Raw genomic sequence first — 18683 nt, forward strand, 5'->3', positions numbered from 1 at the left:
AGCGGCGCCGATCAGGCCGCCTCGCGGGCGCGCCGGTGCTCGTAGGCCTTGAGGTGCGTCAGCACCCGGTCGAGCACCGGCGTCTCTACGCCCTTGGACCGGCCGCGCGCGATCAGGTCGCCGATGATGTGGTCGGCCTCGATGCGGGCGCCGCCCTCGATGTCGCGCAGCATCGAGGCGGTCATCGCCGAGCCCTCCGCCGTCAGCATCTTGCGGGCACCGGCAAAGACCTTCTCGCGGGCGGCGTTCCCGTTGGCGCCGGCCACCGCCTGGCACTCGTCGTGCAGCGCCTCGATGAAGGCCCGGCCGCCGGGCGCCGCGAGGATGTCGCCGAGCGCCGAGCGCATCAGCGTCGTCGATCCCGCGAGCGTCGCGAGGAAGACCCACTTCTCCCACATCTCCAGCAGGATCTTGTCGCTGGCACGCGGCTGGAACCGAACGCCTTCCATCTGCGCCTCGATGCGTTCGATCCGCTCGGAGCGCGTCCCGTCACGCTCGCCGTAGGTGAGCGTGTGCAGATCGGTCATCTGCCGGATCTCGCCGTCACCCGTCAGCGTCGCGACGATGGAGCAGCTTCCCCCCAGCACCCGGTCGGCGCCGAACGCCTGATCCAGCACGTCGAGATGGCGCAGGCCGTTGAGGATCGGAAGCGCCGCCGTCCTGGCGCCGACGGCCGGCGCCACATCCGCGACCACCGAGTCGAGGTCGTAGGCCTTGGCGGAGAGGAGGACGAGATCGAACGGTCCGGCCCCGGCGAGCGCGTCGGCCGTCACGGTCTTCGGCGCCTCGATGCGGATGTCGCCGACCGGGCTACGGACCGAGAGGCCCCGCGCCGCCAGCTTCTCGGCACGCGCCGGGCGCACCAGAAACGTCACGTCCCGCCCGGCCTCCACGAGCCGCGCCCCGAAATAGCCGCCCGTCGCGCCGGCTCCGACCACGAGAATCCGCATCGTCCTGCCTTTCCTGTTGCGTCCTCACATACGCCGAAGCCTCGCCGCCCGCACCCCGCCGGAGACGGGATGCGGCTGGTGATTTTCGAGACGGCGACGCGCCGCGCGCCACGATGGAATTGTAACGGTCCAACGGCTAAGCCTAGGTCCACCAGACGGCCCCTGCATTCCGCACCGGCGATTGCTGGCTTCCGCGGATTTCCCCCATGCGCCCCCTGCCGACCCTCGCCGCTCTGGCGGCCGGACTACTTCCCGCCCTTGTCGCCCAGCCCGTCTCGGCCGCTGAACGTCAGCCTTTCGAAGTCGTGAAGGGCTGGGAAGTCGAGCGGACAGTCGGTGATACCAGCGCCAATCCTTGCATCATGACCCATGCCTACGAGGACAAGGACGACAACAACGCTGCCAATGCCGTCGTCTTCGCCCTTCAGGGCTTCTCGGCCGCGCTTGTACTGGTCTATCAGGGCTGGGACTTCGACAAGGAGCAGGTGGTCAAGGTACCCCTCTTCCTCGACAAGAAGCCGATCAAGGTGAAGACGAGCTGGATCGGCGACGGGAAGACCTTGCGCACCCAGTTGCCGGACAGCGTCGTTCCCGATCTCCTCGCGGCCAAGACCGTGATCCTGCGCTTCGAGGACAGCGACGCGGATTTCCGGATCCCGGATTTCGCGGCGGGCTACGAGTCCCTGCGGCGCTGCGATGCCACGCCGGCCAAGTCCGCCGCGGTTGCCGCGCCGGCTGCCCCCGTCGAACCTCCTGCGCCGTCGCAGCAGCGAATCGCGGCCTACGTGATCGGGCTGTCGGTGCAGCGCGTGCTGAAGGAGTGCGACATCCCCACCACCGGCAAGCAGCGCGCCGGCGTGGAAGCCAGGATGGCCGCGCTCCAGCCGGAGATGGCACCGATCGAAGCGCAGGTGCGCAGCGAATTGAAGCGCAACGGCGAGTCCTGCCCGGCGGCTGACAGGCAGGCGGACTTCCAGGAGATCTTGCGGAAGTTCGTCGAGCTGAGCCCCGAAGACTTGGTCGCCGCCCTAGAGAAGCAGCCTGCTCCGGAAAAGAGCCCGAACGCCCCCGCCGATCCGAAGCTGTGAGGCCCCGCGACCGCGAATACGGGGCGGGGCTCAGAATGAGGGAGGGCCGATCCCGCTTCTCGGGAGAGGCTCTTCTTCGCTCCTACCCATAAAACGCTGTGAGGGACGCCCGCTTCGAGGCTGGTTGCGCCGACGGGCTGCGGCTAGGCTTACTCGGCCGGCTGGCCATCCTGCATTCCGCGGGCGGCGAGGGCCGGCCGTCCCCGCGGAGATGTCGCGTGCGCCTCTCACCCGTCACGGCAGCGATGCTGGCGACGCTCCTCGGCGGCCCGCTTGCCGCCGCGGACCGTGCGCCGGTCGAGACCGGGCGCGGATGGACGGTGGAGCGCCGTGGCGGCGAAACCAGCTCCCCCAGCTGCCGGACGACCCACACCGAGACGAATGCGCAGGGCGAACTCGCCGGCCTCGTGATCGTCGCGATCGATCGCGGCGGGCTCACGCTCGCGGTCGCCGACCGGAACTGGGATTTCGCGGCGGGCGAGAGGTTCAGCGTGCCGCTTCTGCTCGACGGGAAGCCCGCCGGCGCGACGCTGATCTGGACCGGCGATGGCCAGATCCTGCGCACGGCGCTTCCGGAGACGATCGTACCGGCCCTCTTGGAGGCGCGGGCGCTGTCCCTGCGTTTCGCGGATGGTGACAGGGCGCTCGCGGCTCCCGATCTCGCGGCCGCTGTCGCCGCCCTGCGACGCTGCGCCGCGACCCCGCCGAACGGGCCAACGATTGCGGCCGAAGCGCCGCTGCCGCCTCGGGCACGAATGGCCACCTATACGGTGGGACTCGCCCTGCAGATCGTGCTGCGGTCCTGCGGCGTGACGGCCACCGATGTGCAGCGCGCCGCCGTCGATGCGAAGATGTCCGCGCTCCAGCCCGAAATGGCGCCCTACGAGGCGGCGATGCGGGCGCAGGTCACGAAGTCCCGCGGCTTCGCCTGCCCCACCGCTGACAAGGATGCGGAGTTTCAGGAGGCGCTGCGCCGGTTCATCACTTTGAGTCCGGACGAGTTCGCGACTGTGATCGACCAGCAGGCCGAGGCCGCACCGGCCACCTCGGCCGTGAAACCGTAGCGTGTTATCGAAGCGACTTCGCGCGGTTTGATCTACATCATTGAGCGGGCAGATCCAGTCGTGAGAGGCTTCGGTTGCACCGGCCGAAATCGCCGCTCGAGTTCCGGAGCGTCGGCGGACCATCGCGGCCCGATGCATTCCTCCCAAGACTTTCTCTCCGCGGCCACCCCAGGCCTGCGGAGACTTTTTGCAGCCAGCGGGACTTTCGCGACCGAAATTGATATTTATTAAAATGCCAAACCGTGGATTGATCTACGTTTGCCGTCTCGCGGAGACCGACCATGGGGCGCATTCGTCCTCCGGACCCGACGGCAGCGCAGGACCGCGCCGTCGCAGCCACGCTCTGCGTGCTGGTTCTGCTGCAATGTCTGACGCTGATCGCGAGCCTGCTCTGGCTCTGAGTGTCTCTCGCAAACCGCCCGATACGCCGCCGTGCCCGGAACGGAGGCGATCGGTGAGCGGGAGTTTCATGAGGCACTCCGAATCCGGCGCCGCGCGATTCCCGAACGGAACCGCGCAGCCCCGTCATCAGCGGCTGGGATAGTTCGGGCTCTCGCGGGTGATCGTCACGTCGTGGACGTGGCTCTCGCGCAGACCGGCATTGGTGATGCGTACGAACTGCGCCCGCTCCTGGAAGTCCGGCACCGTCGGGGCGCCGACATAGCCCATCGCCGCGCGCAGCCCCCCGGCGAGCTGGTGCAGCACCGCCGCGACCGGGCCCTTGTAGGGCACCTGCCCCTCGATTCCCTCGGGCACGAGCTTGTGGGTATCGTTGACCTCAGCCTGAAAGTAGCGGTCGGCCGAGCCGCGCGCCATCGCGCCGACCGAGCCCATGCCGCGGTAGCTCTTGTAGGAGCGGCCCTGGTAGAGGAACACCTCGCCCGGTGCCTCGTCGGTGCCCGCGAGCAGCGAGCCGAGCATCGCCACCGAGGCACCGGCCGCGATCGCCTTGGCGAGATCGCCCGAGAACTTGATGCCGCCGTCGGCGATCACCGGCACGTCGGCGCCATGCGCCGCCTCGACCGCTTCCATGAGCGCTGTGAGCTGGGGCACGCCGACGCCGGCGACGATGCGGGTGGTGCAGATCGAGCCCGGTCCGATGCCGACCTTGATCGCGTCGGCACCTGCATCGATCAGGGCGCGGGCACCCTCGGCGGTGGCGACGTTTCCGGCGATGATCTGCACGGCGTTGGAGAGCTGCTTCACCCGGGCGACGCTGTCGAGCACCTTGCGGGAATGGCCGTGGGCGGTGTCGACCACGACCACGTCGCAGCCCGCATCGATCAGGCGCTCGGCCCGCTCGAAGCCGGCATCGCCCGTGGTGGTCGCCGCCGCGACCCGCAGCCGCCCCTGCTCGTCCTTGACGGCGTTGGGATAGGTAACCTGCTTCTCGATGTCCTTGACGGTGATGAGGCCGATGCAACGGTAGTGGTCATCGACCACGAGCAGCTTCTCGATGCGGAATTGGTGCAGCAGCCGCTTGGCCTCGTCCTGCGTCACGCCCTCGCGCACGGTGATGAGCCGGTCGCGGGTCATGAGCTCGGCCACGGGCTGACCGGCATTGGTCGCGAAGCGCACGTCGCGGTTGGTCAGGATGCCGACGAGCTTGCCGCGCGAGCCGTTGGGGCCGCGCTCGACCACCGGGATACCGGAGATCCGGTTCCTCTTCATCACCTCGAAGGCGTCGGCGAGGGTCTCGTCGGGGTGGATGGTGATCGGGTTGAGCACCATGCCGGACTCGTACTTCTTGACGAGGCGGACCTGCTCGGCCTGCTCGGCCGGCTCGAGATTGCGGTGGATGACGCCGAGACCGCCGTTCTGGGCCATGGCGATGGCCATCGGCGCCTCGGTGACGGTGTCCATCGCCGAGGCGATGATCGGCATGTTGAGCCGGATCGTGCGGGTGAGGCGGCTGGCGATATCGACCTCGCCCGGCATAACCGACGAGGCGGCGGGGCGCAGCAGCACGTCGTCGAAGGTCAGGCCCTCGATGATCGAGTCAGCGCTGATACGGGCCATGGAAACCAACTCCGGAGACGAGTGTTGCGCCGGGCCGGAAGGTCGCGGCCAGCGGGATCGGGTTGGCAGGGGCCAGTATCATGGGCGCCCGGCGCACGCAAAGCCGGCGCGTCCATTCGCGGTGCATGGCTGACCGGCAATCGGCAACGCCCGGCACGTCTCGTGGCGAACGGCAACACACCGTTAACCCTTACGTTCCAACATCCGGGCTCGCCGTCCGCGTCTCTTCGCGGGACCGGCCGGCTGGAGACGAGCCCCTCGCCATGATGTCGCGCGCCGAACGCAGCCCCCTCGCGGATTGGTGGTGGACGGTCGATCGCGGCCTTCTGGCCGGCCTCGGCTGCCTGATGGTGGCCGGTCTCGTCTTCCTGATGGGTGGCGGACCGCCGGTGGCCGAACGCATCGGCCTGCCGACCTTCTACTTCCTCAACCGGCAGGCGATGTATCTCGCCCCCACCATCCTGCTCATCATCGCCGTGTCGTTCCTGTCGGTGCGCCACATCCGGCGCTTCGCCCTGGTGACGTGGCTGCTCGGCGTGGTGCTCTGCATCCTCGCCGGCAAGTTCGGCCCCGAGATCAAGGGCGCACATCGCTGGATCCAGTTCGGCTCCTTCGGCCTCCAGCCCTCGGAATTCGTGAAGCCCGCCTTCGTGGTCGTCACCGCCTGGGCCTTCTCGGAGGGTGCCAACCGCCGCGACATGCCCGGCGTCATCTTCGCGTTCATGCTGCTGCCGATGACCATCGTGCCGCTGATCCTCCAGCCGGATTTCGGCCAGACTATGTTGATCACGATGGTGTGGTGCACCCTGTTCTTCGTCGCCGGGCTGCACTGGTTCTGGGTGGCGGGTCTCGGATTTGCCGGCATCGTCGGTGTCTTCACCGCCTACACCTTCCTCCACCACGTCCGCGAGCGCATCAACCGTTTCATGGATCCTGAATCGGGCGACAGCTTCCAAGAGGTCTGGTCGCGCGAATCGTTCAATTCCGGCGGCTGGTTCGGCACCGGCCCCGGTGAGGGCGTGGCCAAGCGCCATCTGCCCGACGCGCATACCGATTTCATCTTCTCGGTGACCGGCGAGGAATTCGGCGTGCTGGTCTGCCTGGGCCTCGTGGCACTCTTCGCCTACATCGTCATCCGCGGGCTGAAGCTCGCGCGCCGCACCGACGATACCTTCACGAGGCTCGCCATCACCGGTCTGACGACGCTCTTCGGCCTGCAGGCCTGCATCAACATGGCGGTGAACACGCAGCTCATGCCGGCCAAGGGCATGACTCTGCCGTTCGTCTCCTACGGCGGCTCCTCGCTGATCTCGCTGGCGCTCGGCATGGGCTTCCTCGTGGCGCTCACGCGCAAGCGCCCCCGCACCACGGCCGTCAACCAGCGCCCGCCCGGCACCATGCCCTCGGCCGTTCCGGGACTGATGCAGTGACCGTCTTCACCCCCCTGGTTCTCGTCTGCGCGGGTGGCACCGGCGGTCACCTGTTCCCGGCCCAGAGCCTCGCCTACGCCCTGAAGGATCGCGGGATTCGCGTCGCGCTCGCCACCGATGCCCGCGTCGATTCGATCGCGGGCGATTTCCCGGCGGAAGAGATCGTCACCATCGCCTCGGCGACACCTTCGGGCCGCTCGGTGCTGCGCCGGGCCGGCGCCGTCGTCACGCTCGGCCGAGGCTTCGGCCAGGCCGCCCGCGCCGTGCGGCGGCTCAACCCGGCGGCGGTCGTCGGCTTTGGCGGCTACCCCACCGTGCCGCCGATGCTGGCGGCGCAGCTTCTGCGGGTCCCGACCATCCTGCACGAGCAGAACGCGGTGATGGGCCGGGCCAACGGCTTCCTCGCCAAGGGCGCGCGCGTCATCGCCACCGGCTTCAAGGAGGTGCGCGGCGTCCCCGAGAAGGCGACCGCGCGCCGCGTCCATACCGGCAACCCGATCCGCCCGGCGGTGCTCGCCGTGGCCGAGACGCCCTATCCGTCCCTCGATGCGAACGCGCCGCTCCGGCTCCTCGTGTTCGGCGGCAGCCAGGGGGCCCGCGTGATGAGCGAGGTGGTGCCGGCAGCGATTGAAAAGCTGCCGCAAGACCTTCGCGCCCGCCTCCACCTCGTGCAGCAGGCGCGGCCCGAGGATCTGACCGCGACGCAGAACCGCTACCTCGCTATGGGGCTCGGCGGGATCGAGGCGGCCCCCTTCTTCAAGGATCTGCCCGGCCGCATGGCGAGCGCCCATCTCGTGGTGGCGCGCTCCGGCGCCTCGACGGTCTCCGAACTCGCCGCCATCGGCCGGCCCGCCATCCTCGTGCCGCTGCCCGGAGCGCTGGATCAGGATCAGGCGGCCAACGCCGCGACGCTGGCCCAGATCGGCGCCGCGCTCTCGATTCCGCAGAGCGCCTTCACTCCCGATCGGCTCGCCGCCGAGCTGGTGGACCTGTTCGAAGCGCCGCGGAAATTGACCCAGGCCGCCGCTGCGGCCAAAACCGCCCGCATCCTCGACGCGGCCGACCGCCTCGCCGCGCTCGTCGCCGAGACGGCGGCCGCGACCTGAAATCTGCGGCAAGCCCGAACGGCTTGCCGCGTCCGGCCGACGGCCGCCCCGCACGCGCGGAGTTCGACGATCCGTGATCGTCGGATTCCGGAACGAGACGGCTGGGGCTCGTCAGTGCCCCGGACTCAAAAGGTTTTCGATATGAAGCTGCCCGAAAAGCTCGGCCCCATCCACTTCATCGGCATCGGCGGCATCGGCATGTCCGGCATCGCCGAGGTCATGGCCAATCTCGGCTATACGGTGCAGGGCTCGGACGCGAACGACAACGCCAATGTTCGGCGGCTGGCCGAGAACGGCATCCGCACCTTCGTCGGCCACCGGGCCGAGAACGTCGAGAACGCGGCCCTCGTCGTGGTCTCCACCGCGATCCGCCGCGACAACCCGGAGCTGATCGAAGCCCGCGAGCGCCGTCTGCCGGTGGTGCGCCGCGCCGAGATGCTGGCCGAGCTGATGCGCTTCAAGTCCTGCGTCGCGGTGGCCGGCACCCACGGCAAGACCACCACGACCTCGCTCGTCGCCACCCTGCTCGACGCCGGCAACCTCGACCCCACCGTCATCAACGGCGGCATCATCAACGCCTACGGCACCAATGCCCGCATGGGTGCCGGCGACTGGATGGTGGTCGAGGCCGACGAATCCGACGGCACTTTCCTCAAGCTGCCGGCGGATGTCGCCATCGTCACCAACATCGACCCCGAGCATCTCGACCATTTCGGCTCGTTCGAGGCGATCAAAGACGCCTTCCGGCGCTTCATCGACAACATCCCGTTCTACGGCTTTGCCGTGATGTGCATCGATCACCCGATCGTGCAGGATCTGGTCGGCCACATCGAGGACCGGCGCATCATCACCTACGGCGAGAACCCGCAGGCCGACGTGCGCCTCATCGACATCGACCTGAAGGGCGGCCAGAGCCGCTTCCGGGTGATGATCCGCGACCGCCGCCCCGGCTTCCGCATGGAGATCGAGGATCTCGTCCTGCCGATGCCCGGCCGCCACAACGCGCTCAACGCCACGGCAGCGCTGGCGGTGGCCCACGAACTCGGCGTGCCGTCGGACGCGATCCGCAAGGCGCTGGCCGGCTTCGGCGGCGTCAAGCGCCGCTTCACCCGCACGGGCGAGTGGAACGGCGCGACCATCTTCGACGATTACGGCCACCACCCGGTGGAGATCCAGGCCGTGCTGCGCGCGGCCCGCGCCTCGACCGACGGCCGGGTCATCGCCATCGTGCAGCCTCACCGCTACACCCGGCTTCAGTCGCTGTTCGAGGATTTCTGCACCTGCTTCAACGACGCCGACACGGTGATCGTCGCCCCGGTCTACGCGGCGGGCGAGGCACCGATCGAGGGTATCGACCGCGATTCGCTGATTGCCGGCCTGAAGGCCCGCGGCCACCGCGACGCGGTCGCCCTGGAGCGCCCGGAGGATCTGGCCCGCCTGGTGTCCGGCCGCGCCGGCTCGAACGACTACGTCGTGTGCCTGGGCGCCGGCACGATCACCCAATGGGCCTACGCGCTGCCGGGAGAGCTGGCGGCTTTGCAGGGATGACGCGGGTACGCCCGCCTCACGCGCCGGCCGCCTCGGGTGCCAGATCCTCGACATCGACGTCGAGGGCGCGCGCGAGCCGCTGGTAGAGGGCGGGCTCGGCCGTGACTCCACCCCGCTCGATCGCAGCCAGCAGGCTCGGCTCGACCGCGCAAAGTTGCGCGAGCACGTCGGCAGCAACGCCGCGCCGGCCCCGCCAGAAGGCAAGGGGGCTCGGCGCCCGGCGCAAGGCAGCCAAGTCGTCCTCGTCAGCCGCCAGCCGGCGCTCGGAAGCGTCGAGCGTACGCGTATCGAGCATGTCCTCAGCCAACTCCCTCAGCCGCTCGAACTCGGCCTCGGGCAGGATGACGATCGCCTCGCCGGAGGGCGTGCGGGTCCGCACGATGGTCATGGTGCCTCTCCTACCCGTAGATCGAGCCCCTGGGACCGACCTCGTGGACAATGATCCGATCCGCTTCGATGGTGAAGAGCACCCTCCAATCCCCGACCCACAGGCGGTATCGGTCGTCGCCACCCTTGAGGGCTTTGACGTTGTTGGAGAGTGCGGACGGATCGTCGGCGAGTTGACGAAGTTTGCCGCGAATCCATTCCTCGGTATTCCGCGGCATCCGACTCAAGGCGCGAGCGGCGGCGCGGGTGAAAACCAAGCTCCGTCCCACCGCGGTCCTCCGCCAGAATCGACAGATACGAGCGACAGGTTAGCATGACCGCGCACTCCCTCATCGACGCGATCCGCGCCGCCGCGCCCGAACTTCGCGGCCGCCTCCTCGAAAACCAGTCGCTCGCCGACCTGACGTGGTTCCGCGTCGGCGGGCCGGCGCAGGTGCTGTTCAGCCCGGCGGACGAGGAGGATCTGTCCGCCTTCCTCACCGCCCTCGATCCGTCCGTGCCGGTGACGGTGATCGGGCTTGGCTCGAACCTGATCGTGCGCGACGGCGGCATTCCCGGCGTGACGATCCGGCTCGGCGGCAAGGCTTTCGGCTCGGTCGAGATCGACGGCGAGACGATCCGCTCCGGCACGGCCGTGCCCGACATGCGGCTCGCCAAGGCGGCGGCGGAAGCCAGCCTCGACGGGCTCGCCTTCTTCCGCGGCATCCCCGGCTCCGTCGGCGGCGCGCTTCGGATGAATGCCGGGGCGCATGGCGGCGAGACCACCGACGTGCTGGTGGAGGTCCGCGGCATCGACCGAACCGGGGAGGTCCGCCGCTTCACCCATGCCGAGATGGGGTTCCGCTATCGCCACTCCTCGGCACCGGACGACGTGATCTTCACGGGCGCGACCTTCCGCGGCCGCCCCGGCAACCGCGAAGAGATCGAAGCGGAGATGGAGCGGGTGACTGCCGCCCGCGAGGCCGCCCAGCCGATCCGCGAGCGCACCGGCGGCTCGACCTTCAAGAATCCGGAGGGCGGCAAGGCCTGGCAGCTCATCGACGCCGCCGGCTGCCGCGGGCTGATCCGGGGCGGAGCCCAGGTCTCGGAGATGCACTGCAACTTCCTGATCAACCGCGGCGGCGCCACCGCCGCCGACATCGAGGGGCTCGGCGAGGAGGTACGCCGCCGGGTGCGCGAACATTCGGGCTTCGAGCTGCACTGGGAGATCAAGCGCATCGGCGTCGCGGCTTCGCTCGCCTGACGGACAGCCCGCGTCGAGACCGGAGGACGCATCGCTCATGGCTTCGATCGACCCCATAGCATTGACCGAGCATCTCGGCAGGCTCGTCGATGACATCGCCGTCGAGGCCGACACCGCTCGGACGGGTGGCGACATCCTGCGCCTGCGCGACCGGCTCAAGCGCGAGTGGGACGGCGTCACCATCGAGGATGGCATCGCGTTGCGCGGCAGCCGGCTCCTCGGTGAGGAGGCCTGATTGTCTCGCCAACACATCGTGCGCCCGTTGCGCTCAACCAGCCCTGAAAGGCTCTAGCCGATGTCCAAGCACGTCGCCGTCCTGATGGGCGGCTGGTCTTCCGAGCGGGAAATCTCGCTTCGCTCCGGCAATGCCTGCGCCGGGGCGCTGGAAGGGGAGGGGTATCGCGTCACCCGCGTCGATGTCGGGCCCGACATCGCCACGGTGCTGACCGAGCTGCGGCCCGACGCGGCGCTCAACGCACTGCACGGCCCGGCCGGCGAGGACGGCACGATTCAGGGCCTCCTGGAGATCCTGAAGATCCCCTACACCCATTCCGGCGTGCTGGCCTCGGCGCTCGCCATGCACAAGGAGCGTGCCAAAACGGTCATGCGCGCGGCCGGTGTGAGCGTCCCGGAGGGCCGGGTCGTTAACCGTCATGATGCGGCGAAGTCACACCCGTTAACCCCTCCCTATGTCGTGAAGCCGATCGCCGAGGGCTCCTCCATGGGGGTCATCATCGTGCGCGAGGAGCGCTCGCACCCGCCCCAGATCCTGGCCTCCGACGAATGGGTCTACGGCGAGGAAGTCCTTGCGGAGACTTACGTTGCCGGCCGCGAGCTGACCTGCGCGGTGCTGGGCGACCGGGCCCTCGGAGTCACCGAGATCAAGCCCGTTTCGGGGGAGTGGTACGACTTCGATGCGAAGTACGCCGGAGGGGGGTCGATCCACGTCCTCCCCGCCGATCTTAAACTAAATATTTACCAGCGTGTCCAAGAGTTGGCGTTAACGGCGCATCAAGCACTGGGATGTCGTGGCGTCAGCCGTGCCGACCTTCGTTACGACGACACGCCGGGTGGAACCGGCGCTCTCGTCGTCCTCGAGGTCAACACGCAGCCAGGGATGACCCAGACGAGCCTTGTGCCGGAGATCGCGGCCCACGCAGGCCAGAGTTTCGGTGAACTCGTCCGATGGATGGTGGAGGACGCTTCTCTCAACCGCTGAACGCAGCCGGTAACCCCGGCAGCGGCGGGATCCTTGCGGGCTTACGGCTCCCGAAGATCCTCAGGCGGTTCTCGTCGGCGCGTCGGCTCCGGCCGGCGGTCCCGATCGAGGCACGCGTGCCGCGGCTCGCGGGCACGGCGCTGGTCGCCGGGCTTGCCGGCACCGTCGCGCTGACCGGCTTCGTCATGAGCGGACGCTACGATAGCTTCGTCGCCGAGAACGGCCGGCCGCTCGACATCCTCGCGCGGATCGCCGGCTTCGGCGTCGAACGGGTGACCATCACCGGTCTGTCGCGGATGTACGAGCGCGAGGTGCTGAGCACCGCCGGCATCGACTGGCGCTCCTCCGTTCCGTTCCTCGACGTCGATGGCGTGCGCGATCGTCTGCTCGCCGAGAAGCTGATCGCCAGCGCCTCCGTGCGGAAGCTCTACCCCAACGAGATCGTCATCAATCAGGTCGAGCGCGAGCCCGCCGCGCTCTGGCAGCAGAACGGCGAGATCCAGGTGATCGCCGCCGACGGCAAGGTGATCGATGACCTGCGCGACGAGCGTTACGTCAACCTGCCGCTCGTCGTCGGCGCGGGCGCCAACGAGCGCCTCAAGGAATATCTCGCGCTGATCGAGGCGGCCGGTCCGCTCGGATCGCGCATCCGCGCCGGCACCTACGTCTCCGGCCGGCGCTGGACGCTCAAGCTCGACGGCGTCGACATCCGCCTGCCCGAGGCCGACCCCGCCGACGCGCTCGCCCGGTTGGTGCGGCTCGAGCGGGAGAGCAAGATTCTGGAGAAGGACATCATCGCGGTGGACCTGCGCATGGCCGACCGCGTCGTGGTGCGCCTGACCGAGGAGGCTGCGGCCGCCCGGGCGGAGAGCCGCAAGAAGCCGAAGAAGGGGACCGCGACATGAGCGCGTTCCGCCCCGCCGCACTCTCCTCCGTGCCCTGTCGCGTATCCGCCGAGTAGCGTCCGATGCAGACCCATCACGGCCTCACGCCGCGCCTGAAACCGCTTTCCGCCCGTCGGAGCGCGACGATGTCGGTGCTCGACATCGGCACCAGCAAGGTCGTCTGCCTCATCGCCGAGCTGCAGCCGGCCGAGGCAATGTCGACGCTGCGCGGGCGCACCCATCTCGCCCGCATCATCGGCATCGGCCACCAGCGCTCGCTCGGGCTCAAGGGCGGCGCCATCGTCGATCTGGAGGCCGCCGAGGGCGCGATCCGTCAGGCGGTCCACGCCGCCGAGCGGATGGCCAAGGCCGAAGTCCAGTCGGTCATCGTCAACATTTCCGGCGGGCGCATCGCCTCGCAGCATTTCGAGGCGCGGGTGAACGTCCGCTCCGGCACCGTCACCGGCTCCGACGTCGAGCGGGTGCTGGAGACCGCGAGCGCCCACGGCGTCAGCCCCGGCCGGGCGGTGCTGCATGCCCTGCCGACCGGCTACGCGCTGGATGGGCAGGGCGCGGTGATCGACCCGTCCGGCATGATCGGCAACGCACTCGGCGTCGATCTTCACGTCGTCACCGCCGAAGCGGCCGCCGCGCGCAACCTGATGCTGGCGGTCGAGCACTGCCATCTCGGCGTCGATGCGGTGATCGCCACGCCCTACGCCGCCGGCCTCTCGGCGCTCGTGGACGACGAGGCCGAACTCGGCTGCGCCGTCGTGGATATGGGCGGCGGCACCACCAGCGTCGGCGTCTTCATGGGCGGCCACCTCGTCCATTGCGACGCCGTCGCGGTCGGCGGCCACCACGTCACCATGGATATCGCCCGCGGGCTCTCGACCCGCGTCTCCGTCGCCGAGCGGCTGAAGACCCTCTACGGCTCGGCCATCGCCACGGCCTCCGACGAGCGGGACATGATCGCCGTGCATGGCGTCGGCGAGGACGAGGGCGAGGCGCCCGGCCACGTGCCGCGCTCCCAGCTCGTGCGCATCGTCAAGCCGCGGGTCGAGGAGGTGCTCGAACTGGTGCGCGACCGCCTGCGCAACGCGGGCTTCGGCGCCCAGGCCGGTCGCCGGGTGGTGCTCACGGGCGGCGCGAGCCAGCTCGTCGGCATGCCGGAGACGGCCCGCCGCATCCTTCAGGGACAGGTCCGGATCGGGCGCCCGCTCGGTATCCGCGGCCTGCCGGAAGCCGCCAAGGGGCCCGCCTTCTCGGCCTCGGTCGGCCTGCTGGTCTACCCGCAGGTGGCGCATGCGGAGCATTTCGAGCCGCGGGGGCAGGGCGCCTTCGCCGGCACGGGAACGGACGGCTACTTCTCGCGGGTCGGTCGCTGGATCCGGGAAAGTTTCTAGGGCGATGTCGCGCGACGGGTTTCCGGTTCGCGTGAAGACATCGCGATAAAACAACGACTTGGAGGCGTCCCCGACCCCACCGGACGGGGAACGGCTCCAACAGAACGACCCCGCGCCGCCGCGAGGCCAGCGCGGGACAAGCAAGACAGGGCAGGCGTCACAAGGCGTCGTTCAGGCAATCGAAAGTCACGAAGGGTTCGACCACATGGCCATCTCTCTTCAGGCTCCGGACATCCGGGAACTCAAGCCCCGCATCACGGTGTTCGGCGTCGGCGGCGCGGGCGGTAACGCCGTCAACAACATGATCGAGTCGGGGCTGCTCGGCTGCGAGTTCGTCGTGGCCAACACCGACGCCCAGGCACTCACCTCCTCGAAGGCCGAGCGCGTGATCCAGATGGGCATCGGCGTGACGCAGGGCCTCGGCGCCGGCTCGCACCCCGAGGTCGGCTCGGCCGCCGCCGAGGAGGTGATCGACGAGATCCGCGATCAGCTCTCGGGCGCGCACATGGCCTTCATCACCGCCGGCATGGGCGGCGGCACCGGCACCGGCGCGGCCCCGGTCATCGCCCGCGCGGCGCGTGACATGGGCATCCTGACGGTCGGCGTCGTGACCAAGCCGTTCCAGTTCGAGGGCATGCGCCGGATGCGCACGGCCGAGGCCGGCATCCAGGAGCTTCAGGCGGCGGTCGATACCCTGATCGTCATCCCGAACCAGAACCTGTTCCGGGTCGCCAACGAGAAGACCACCTTCGCCGACGCCTTCGCCATGGCCGACCAAGTGCTCTACTCGGGTGTCGCCTGCATCACCGACCTCATGGTCAAGGAAGGCCTGATCAACCTCGACTTCGCCGACGTGCGCGCGATCATGCGCGGCATGGGCAAGGCGATGATGGGCACCGGCGAGGCCTCCGGCGAGAACCGCGCCAACCGCGCGGCGGAAGCGGCGATCGCCAACCCGCTCCTCGACGACGTGTCGATGAAGGGTGCCCGCGGCCTGCTGATCTCGATCACCGGCGGCTCCGACCTCACCCTCTACGAACTCGACGAAGCCGCCACCCGCATCCGCGAGGAGGTCGATTCCGACGCCAACATCATCCTCGGCGCCACCTTCGACGAGAGCCTCGACGGCATCATCCGCGTCTCGGTGGTCGCCACCGGCATCGAGCCGGCGCTGATCTCGGCCGATTCCCCGAACAACCCGGAAATCGCCCAGACCGAGCAGCGCATCGCCGAGGTCGCCGAGCGTCTGCGCTCCGAGGCCCGCGCCCGCGCCTCCGCCGCCCTGAGCCCCGCCTCGACGCATCAGCCGGCACAGCAGAGCGGCCATCAGCCGTCCCACCGCCCCGGCCCCGAGCCGCTGCTCGCCCCGAACGCGGGCCCGCGGGCCATGCTGTCGGAGCCGGTGGCTCCGGAGCCGATGCGCGCCGAACCCGCCCCGGCGATGCACCACCATGATGTCGTGCTGACCCAGGCGCCGGCCCGCGCCGCCGTCCCGGCCTACGAGCCGCCGGCCCCCGCCCAGGTCCAGGAGCCCGCTCAGGCCGCGAACGGCCCCTACGTGCCGCCGCGTCCGCAGCTCGCCCGCCCGCCGCGGATGCCGCAGATCTCGGACCTGCCGCCCCACACCCAGGCGCAGATCCTCAAGAGCCGCGGCGAGGAGCCCCAGCCGGAGCCGAACCAGGATTCCAAGCGCATGACCCTGCTGCGCCGGCTCGCCACGGTCGGTTTCGGCGGTCGCCGCGAGGAGGCCGAGGCTGCTCCGGTGCCGGCGCCCCGCGCCGCCGCTCCGGCTCCGGTCGCCGCGCCCCGCGTCGAGCCGGCCCTGCGGGCGCCCGCGCCCCAGGCGCCGCAGTACCGCCCCGCTCAAGGCAATCTGGACGCGCAGGGCCGTGCCCTGCCGCCGCGGATGATGGAAGACGACCAGCTCGAAATCCCGGCCTTCCTTCGCCGCCAAGCGAACTGAAACGCGACCTGAAACAACGATTGCCTGTGGATCGATGGGGGCAACGCGGCCTCCATCGACCCTCATCGGGGTAATTCGGCCACAGACCCGGAACCGCAAGGTTCCGGGTTTAGCTACTTGTTAAGACACTGATCAGAAAATGCTTTTCAAAGATCGTGGCGAAACCGTGGCTGTAACAGATCGTAAGAATCCGTGATTTGGCCGGCCCGATTGCCACAGCTATACACGCTTCCGGAACGACAGAAGGCGCGGCCGGTCGATCGACTGCCAGCGCTCGCAGGGGCTTCAAGCAGCGGACGGACTTTCTCATACCGCCCCCCCCGAAACGGGGTGCGCGGGAAGGATCCTGGCCGAGGGCTAAGGTATGCGGACGAACCAACAGACAACACTCAAAACGTCCGTGACGCTGACCGGAATCGGAGTCCACTCCGGCAACCCGGCGGAGATCACGCTCCACCCCGCCAAAGCCAACCACGGTATCGCCTTCCTCCGGACGGGCACGACCACCGGCAACGACCGGATCATCAAGGCCCACTTCGCCTGCGTCTCCGCCACCGAGCTGTGCACCGTCATCGGTGACGTCGAGACCGGTGCCGTCGCCACCATCGAGCATCTGATGTCGGCCCTCTACGGGCTCGGTGTCGACAACGCTCTGGTCGAGATCGATGGTCCCGAGATGCCGATCCTCGACGGCAGCGCCCGCCTCTTCGTCCAAGCCATCGACAGCGTCGGCCTCGCCGTCTGCGGTGCGCCGCGCCGCTGGATCAAGGTGCTCCAGCCCGTCCGCATCGAGGCCGGCCGCGCCTTCGCCGAACTCCGCCCGATCGACCGCGGCTTCCGCCTCGACGTGGAGATCGACTTCGAATCCCCGGTGATCGGCCGCTCGCGCAAGGCGATGGACCTGACCCCAGCCGCCTACCGCCGCGAGATCGCCCCCGCCCGCACCTTCGGCATGATGAAGGACGTGGAGCGCTACTGGAAAGCGGGCTTCGCGCTCGGCGCCTCCCTCGATAACACGGTCGCCGTCGGCGAGACCGCCGTCGTCAACCCGGAGGGCCTGCGCTTCTCGGACGAGTTCGTCCGTCACAAGTTCCTCGATGCGGTCGGCGACCTCGCGCTGGCCGGCCTGCCGCTCCAGGGCGCCTACCGCTCCTATTGCGGCGGCCACCGCATGAATGTCGGCATCCTCGAAGCCCTGTTCGCCGACCGCGCGAACTATGCCATCGTCGAGGGCCAGGGCACCCGCCGCGAGACCGCCCGCGCCGAATTCGGTGCCGGCCTGGGGCTCGCCGCCTTCGCCGCCGAGCTGTAACCCGGACGCAACATCGGCCCTCGATCCACGTCGCAGGCGGAATACCTTAAAGGTTCCCTACGCCCTGCCGTTTTGACGCCCGAATCGACCGCCAACCGTAAAAGCCTGCGCGTAGGCCGCGCGCCGCCCCTGAAGCGGCCGGGCCTGACAGGGAAATTGACCGCGATGCCTGTGACCTTCCCGACCCGTGGCGCGATGGCGGCCGTGCTCCTCAGCCTGGGCATCGGGCTCGGCGGCTGCGATGCCCTCGATCCGACCAACCTCTTCGCCGAAAAGTACAAGCCCGAGGCGATCCCGGATACGCCCGCGGACAAGCTCTACAGCGAGGGCTTGGCGAAGATGGAAGACAGGGATTACGAGAACGCCGCCAAGCAGTTCGATCAGCTCGACAAGCAGTACACCTATTCCGACTGGTCGCGGAAAGGGCTGCTGATGACGGCCTACGCGAACTATGAGGGCGCGAAGTACGACGACGCCATCAACGCCTCGAAGCGTTACCTCCAGCGCCACCCGGCGAGCAAGGATGCGGCCTACGCCCAGTACCTGATGGCGATGTCGCAATATAAGCAGATCCCGGACGTGACCCGCGATCAGGAGCGCTCCGAGCGCGCCCTCATCGCCCTCCAGGAACTGGTGCAGAAGTACCCGACCTCCGAATACGCCGCCGACGCCAAGGCCAAGATCCAGATCACCCGCGACCAGCTCGCCGGCAAGGAGATGGAAGTCGGCCGCTTCTATCTCGAGAAGCGCGCCTTCCCGGCGGCGATCAACCGCTTCCGCGACGTGGTCAGCAAGTACCAGACGACCCGCCACGCCGAAGAGGCGCTGGAGCGTCTGGTCGAGGCCTACATGGCGCTCGGCCTCACCGGCGAGGCGCAGACCGCGGCGGCCGTGCTCGGCCACAACTTCCCCGACAGCCCCTGGTACCAGGATGCCTACAAGCTCCTGCAGACCGGCGGCCTGGAGCCGCGCGAGGAGAAGTCCTCCTGGCTCAGCAAGATCTATCGCGGCGTGATCGGCAAGACGGCGGCTGCGGAGTAGGGCCTCCTCACAGCGCTTGCGCG

17 protein-coding genes are annotated in these 18683 nt (G+C 69.0%); 13 read left to right on the top strand and 4 right to left on the bottom strand.

Going from position 1 to position 18683, the window contains the following annotated elements; translation table 11 throughout:
• Window positions 1-11: 11 nt before the first annotated feature.
• Window positions 12-950 (bottom strand): 2-dehydropantoate 2-reductase, encoded by a 939-nt coding sequence (gene panE / locus E4V01_RS13150; RefSeq protein WP_135298641.1) that lies wholly within the window; start codon window positions 948-950, stop codon window positions 12-14.
• A 206-nt stretch (window positions 951-1156) separates the two neighbouring features.
• Here panE and E4V01_RS13155 point away from each other — a divergent pair, with 206 nt between their 5' ends.
• Both E4V01_RS13155 and E4V01_RS13160 read left to right on the top strand, forming a co-directional pair.
• A complete protein-coding gene (locus E4V01_RS13155) occupies window positions 1157-2038 on the top strand; it encodes a hypothetical protein (protein WP_135298642.1) in 882 nt (293 codons plus the stop codon).
• Between the two features lie 218 nt (window positions 2039-2256).
• A complete protein-coding gene (locus tag E4V01_RS13160) occupies window positions 2257-3102 on the top strand; it encodes a hypothetical protein (RefSeq protein ID WP_135298643.1) in 846 nt (281 codons plus the stop codon).
• Between the two features lie 528 nt (window positions 3103-3630).
• Here the strand turns inward: E4V01_RS13160 and guaB are convergent.
• Window positions 3631-5121 carry an IMP dehydrogenase gene (guaB, locus tag E4V01_RS13165; protein WP_135298644.1) on the bottom strand — a complete coding sequence of 497 codons (1491 nt, stop codon included), beginning with the start codon at window positions 5119-5121 and terminating at the stop codon, window positions 3631-3633.
• A 263-nt stretch (window positions 5122-5384) separates the two neighbouring features.
• Between guaB and E4V01_RS13170 the strand changes: the two genes are divergently transcribed.
• From E4V01_RS13170 to murC, 3 genes are all read left to right on the top strand, one after another.
• Window positions 5385-6551 carry an FtsW/RodA/SpoVE family cell cycle protein gene (locus tag E4V01_RS13170; protein ID WP_060770344.1) on the top strand — a complete coding sequence of 389 codons (1167 nt, stop codon included), beginning with the start codon at window positions 5385-5387 and terminating at the stop codon, window positions 6549-6551.
• On the top strand, window positions 6548-7657 hold the full coding sequence (gene murG, locus E4V01_RS13175) for an undecaprenyldiphospho-muramoylpentapeptide beta-N-acetylglucosaminyltransferase (protein WP_060770345.1): 1110 nt from the start codon (window positions 6548-6550) through the stop codon (window positions 7655-7657). Before E4V01_RS13170 ends, murG begins: the two co-directional genes overlap by 4 nt.
• 141 nt (window positions 7658-7798) lie before the next feature.
• On the top strand, window positions 7799-9205 hold the full coding sequence (gene murC / locus E4V01_RS13180; protein ID WP_060770346.1) for a UDP-N-acetylmuramate--L-alanine ligase: 1407 nt from the start codon (window positions 7799-7801) through the stop codon (window positions 9203-9205).
• A 16-nt stretch (window positions 9206-9221) separates the two neighbouring features.
• Here murC and E4V01_RS13185 read toward each other — a convergent pair whose 3' ends face one another.
• Both E4V01_RS13185 and E4V01_RS13190 read right to left on the bottom strand, forming a co-directional pair.
• Window positions 9222-9593 carry a helix-turn-helix transcriptional regulator gene (locus E4V01_RS13185; protein WP_135298645.1) on the bottom strand — a complete coding sequence of 124 codons (372 nt, stop codon included), beginning with the start codon at window positions 9591-9593 and terminating at the stop codon, window positions 9222-9224.
• Window positions 9594-9603: 10 nt separating this feature from the next.
• Window positions 9604-9849 (bottom strand): type II toxin-antitoxin system RelE/ParE family toxin, encoded by a 246-nt coding sequence (locus E4V01_RS13190; RefSeq protein WP_245517550.1) that lies wholly within the window; start codon window positions 9847-9849, stop codon window positions 9604-9606.
• 56 nt (window positions 9850-9905) lie between these two features.
• Here E4V01_RS13190 and murB point away from each other — a divergent pair, with 56 nt between their 5' ends.
• The 8 genes from murB to E4V01_RS13230 all read left to right on the top strand — a co-directional run bounded on the left by murB (window position 9906) and on the right by E4V01_RS13230 (window position 18660).
• The gene (gene murB / locus E4V01_RS13195) at window positions 9906-10835 is read left to right on the top strand and encodes a UDP-N-acetylmuramate dehydrogenase (RefSeq protein WP_135298647.1); all 930 of its coding nucleotides are present in this window, start codon (window positions 9906-9908) and stop codon (window positions 10833-10835) included.
• A gap of 37 nt (window positions 10836-10872) precedes the next feature.
• Complete coding sequence (locus E4V01_RS13200; RefSeq protein ID WP_135298648.1) at window positions 10873-11070, top strand: hypothetical protein; 198 nt, start codon at window positions 10873-10875, stop codon at window positions 11068-11070.
• Between the two features lie 60 nt (window positions 11071-11130).
• Window positions 11131-12054 carry a D-alanine--D-alanine ligase gene (locus E4V01_RS13205; RefSeq protein ID WP_135298649.1) on the top strand — a complete coding sequence of 308 codons (924 nt, stop codon included), beginning with the start codon at window positions 11131-11133 and terminating at the stop codon, window positions 12052-12054.
• Window positions 12021-12959, top strand: coding sequence for a cell division protein FtsQ/DivIB (locus tag E4V01_RS13210; RefSeq protein ID WP_135298650.1), 939 nt, complete (start codon window positions 12021-12023; stop codon window positions 12957-12959). Before E4V01_RS13205 ends, E4V01_RS13210 begins: the two co-directional genes overlap by 34 nt.
• Window positions 12960-13021: 62 nt before the next feature.
• Window positions 13022-14344 (top strand): cell division protein FtsA, encoded by a 1323-nt coding sequence (ftsA, locus tag E4V01_RS13215; RefSeq protein ID WP_003602496.1) that lies wholly within the window; start codon window positions 13022-13024, stop codon window positions 14342-14344.
• 205 nt (window positions 14345-14549) lie between these two features.
• Entirely contained in the window at window positions 14550-16307 is a 1758-nt protein-coding gene (gene ftsZ, locus E4V01_RS13220) for a cell division protein FtsZ (RefSeq protein ID WP_135298651.1), read from the top strand.
• Between the two features lie 364 nt (window positions 16308-16671).
• Complete coding sequence (gene lpxC / locus E4V01_RS13225) at window positions 16672-17619, top strand: UDP-3-O-acyl-N-acetylglucosamine deacetylase (protein ID WP_060770353.1); 948 nt, start codon at window positions 16672-16674, stop codon at window positions 17617-17619.
• 165 nt (window positions 17620-17784) lie between these two features.
• Entirely contained in the window at window positions 17785-18660 is an 876-nt protein-coding gene (locus E4V01_RS13230) for an outer membrane protein assembly factor BamD (protein ID WP_135298652.1), read from the top strand.
• Window positions 18661-18683 lie beyond the last annotated feature (23 nt).

Origin of the sequence: Methylorubrum sp. Q1 (assembly GCF_004683995.1) — a bacterium.
Taxonomy (GTDB): Bacteria; Pseudomonadota; Alphaproteobacteria; order Rhizobiales; family Beijerinckiaceae; genus Methylobacterium.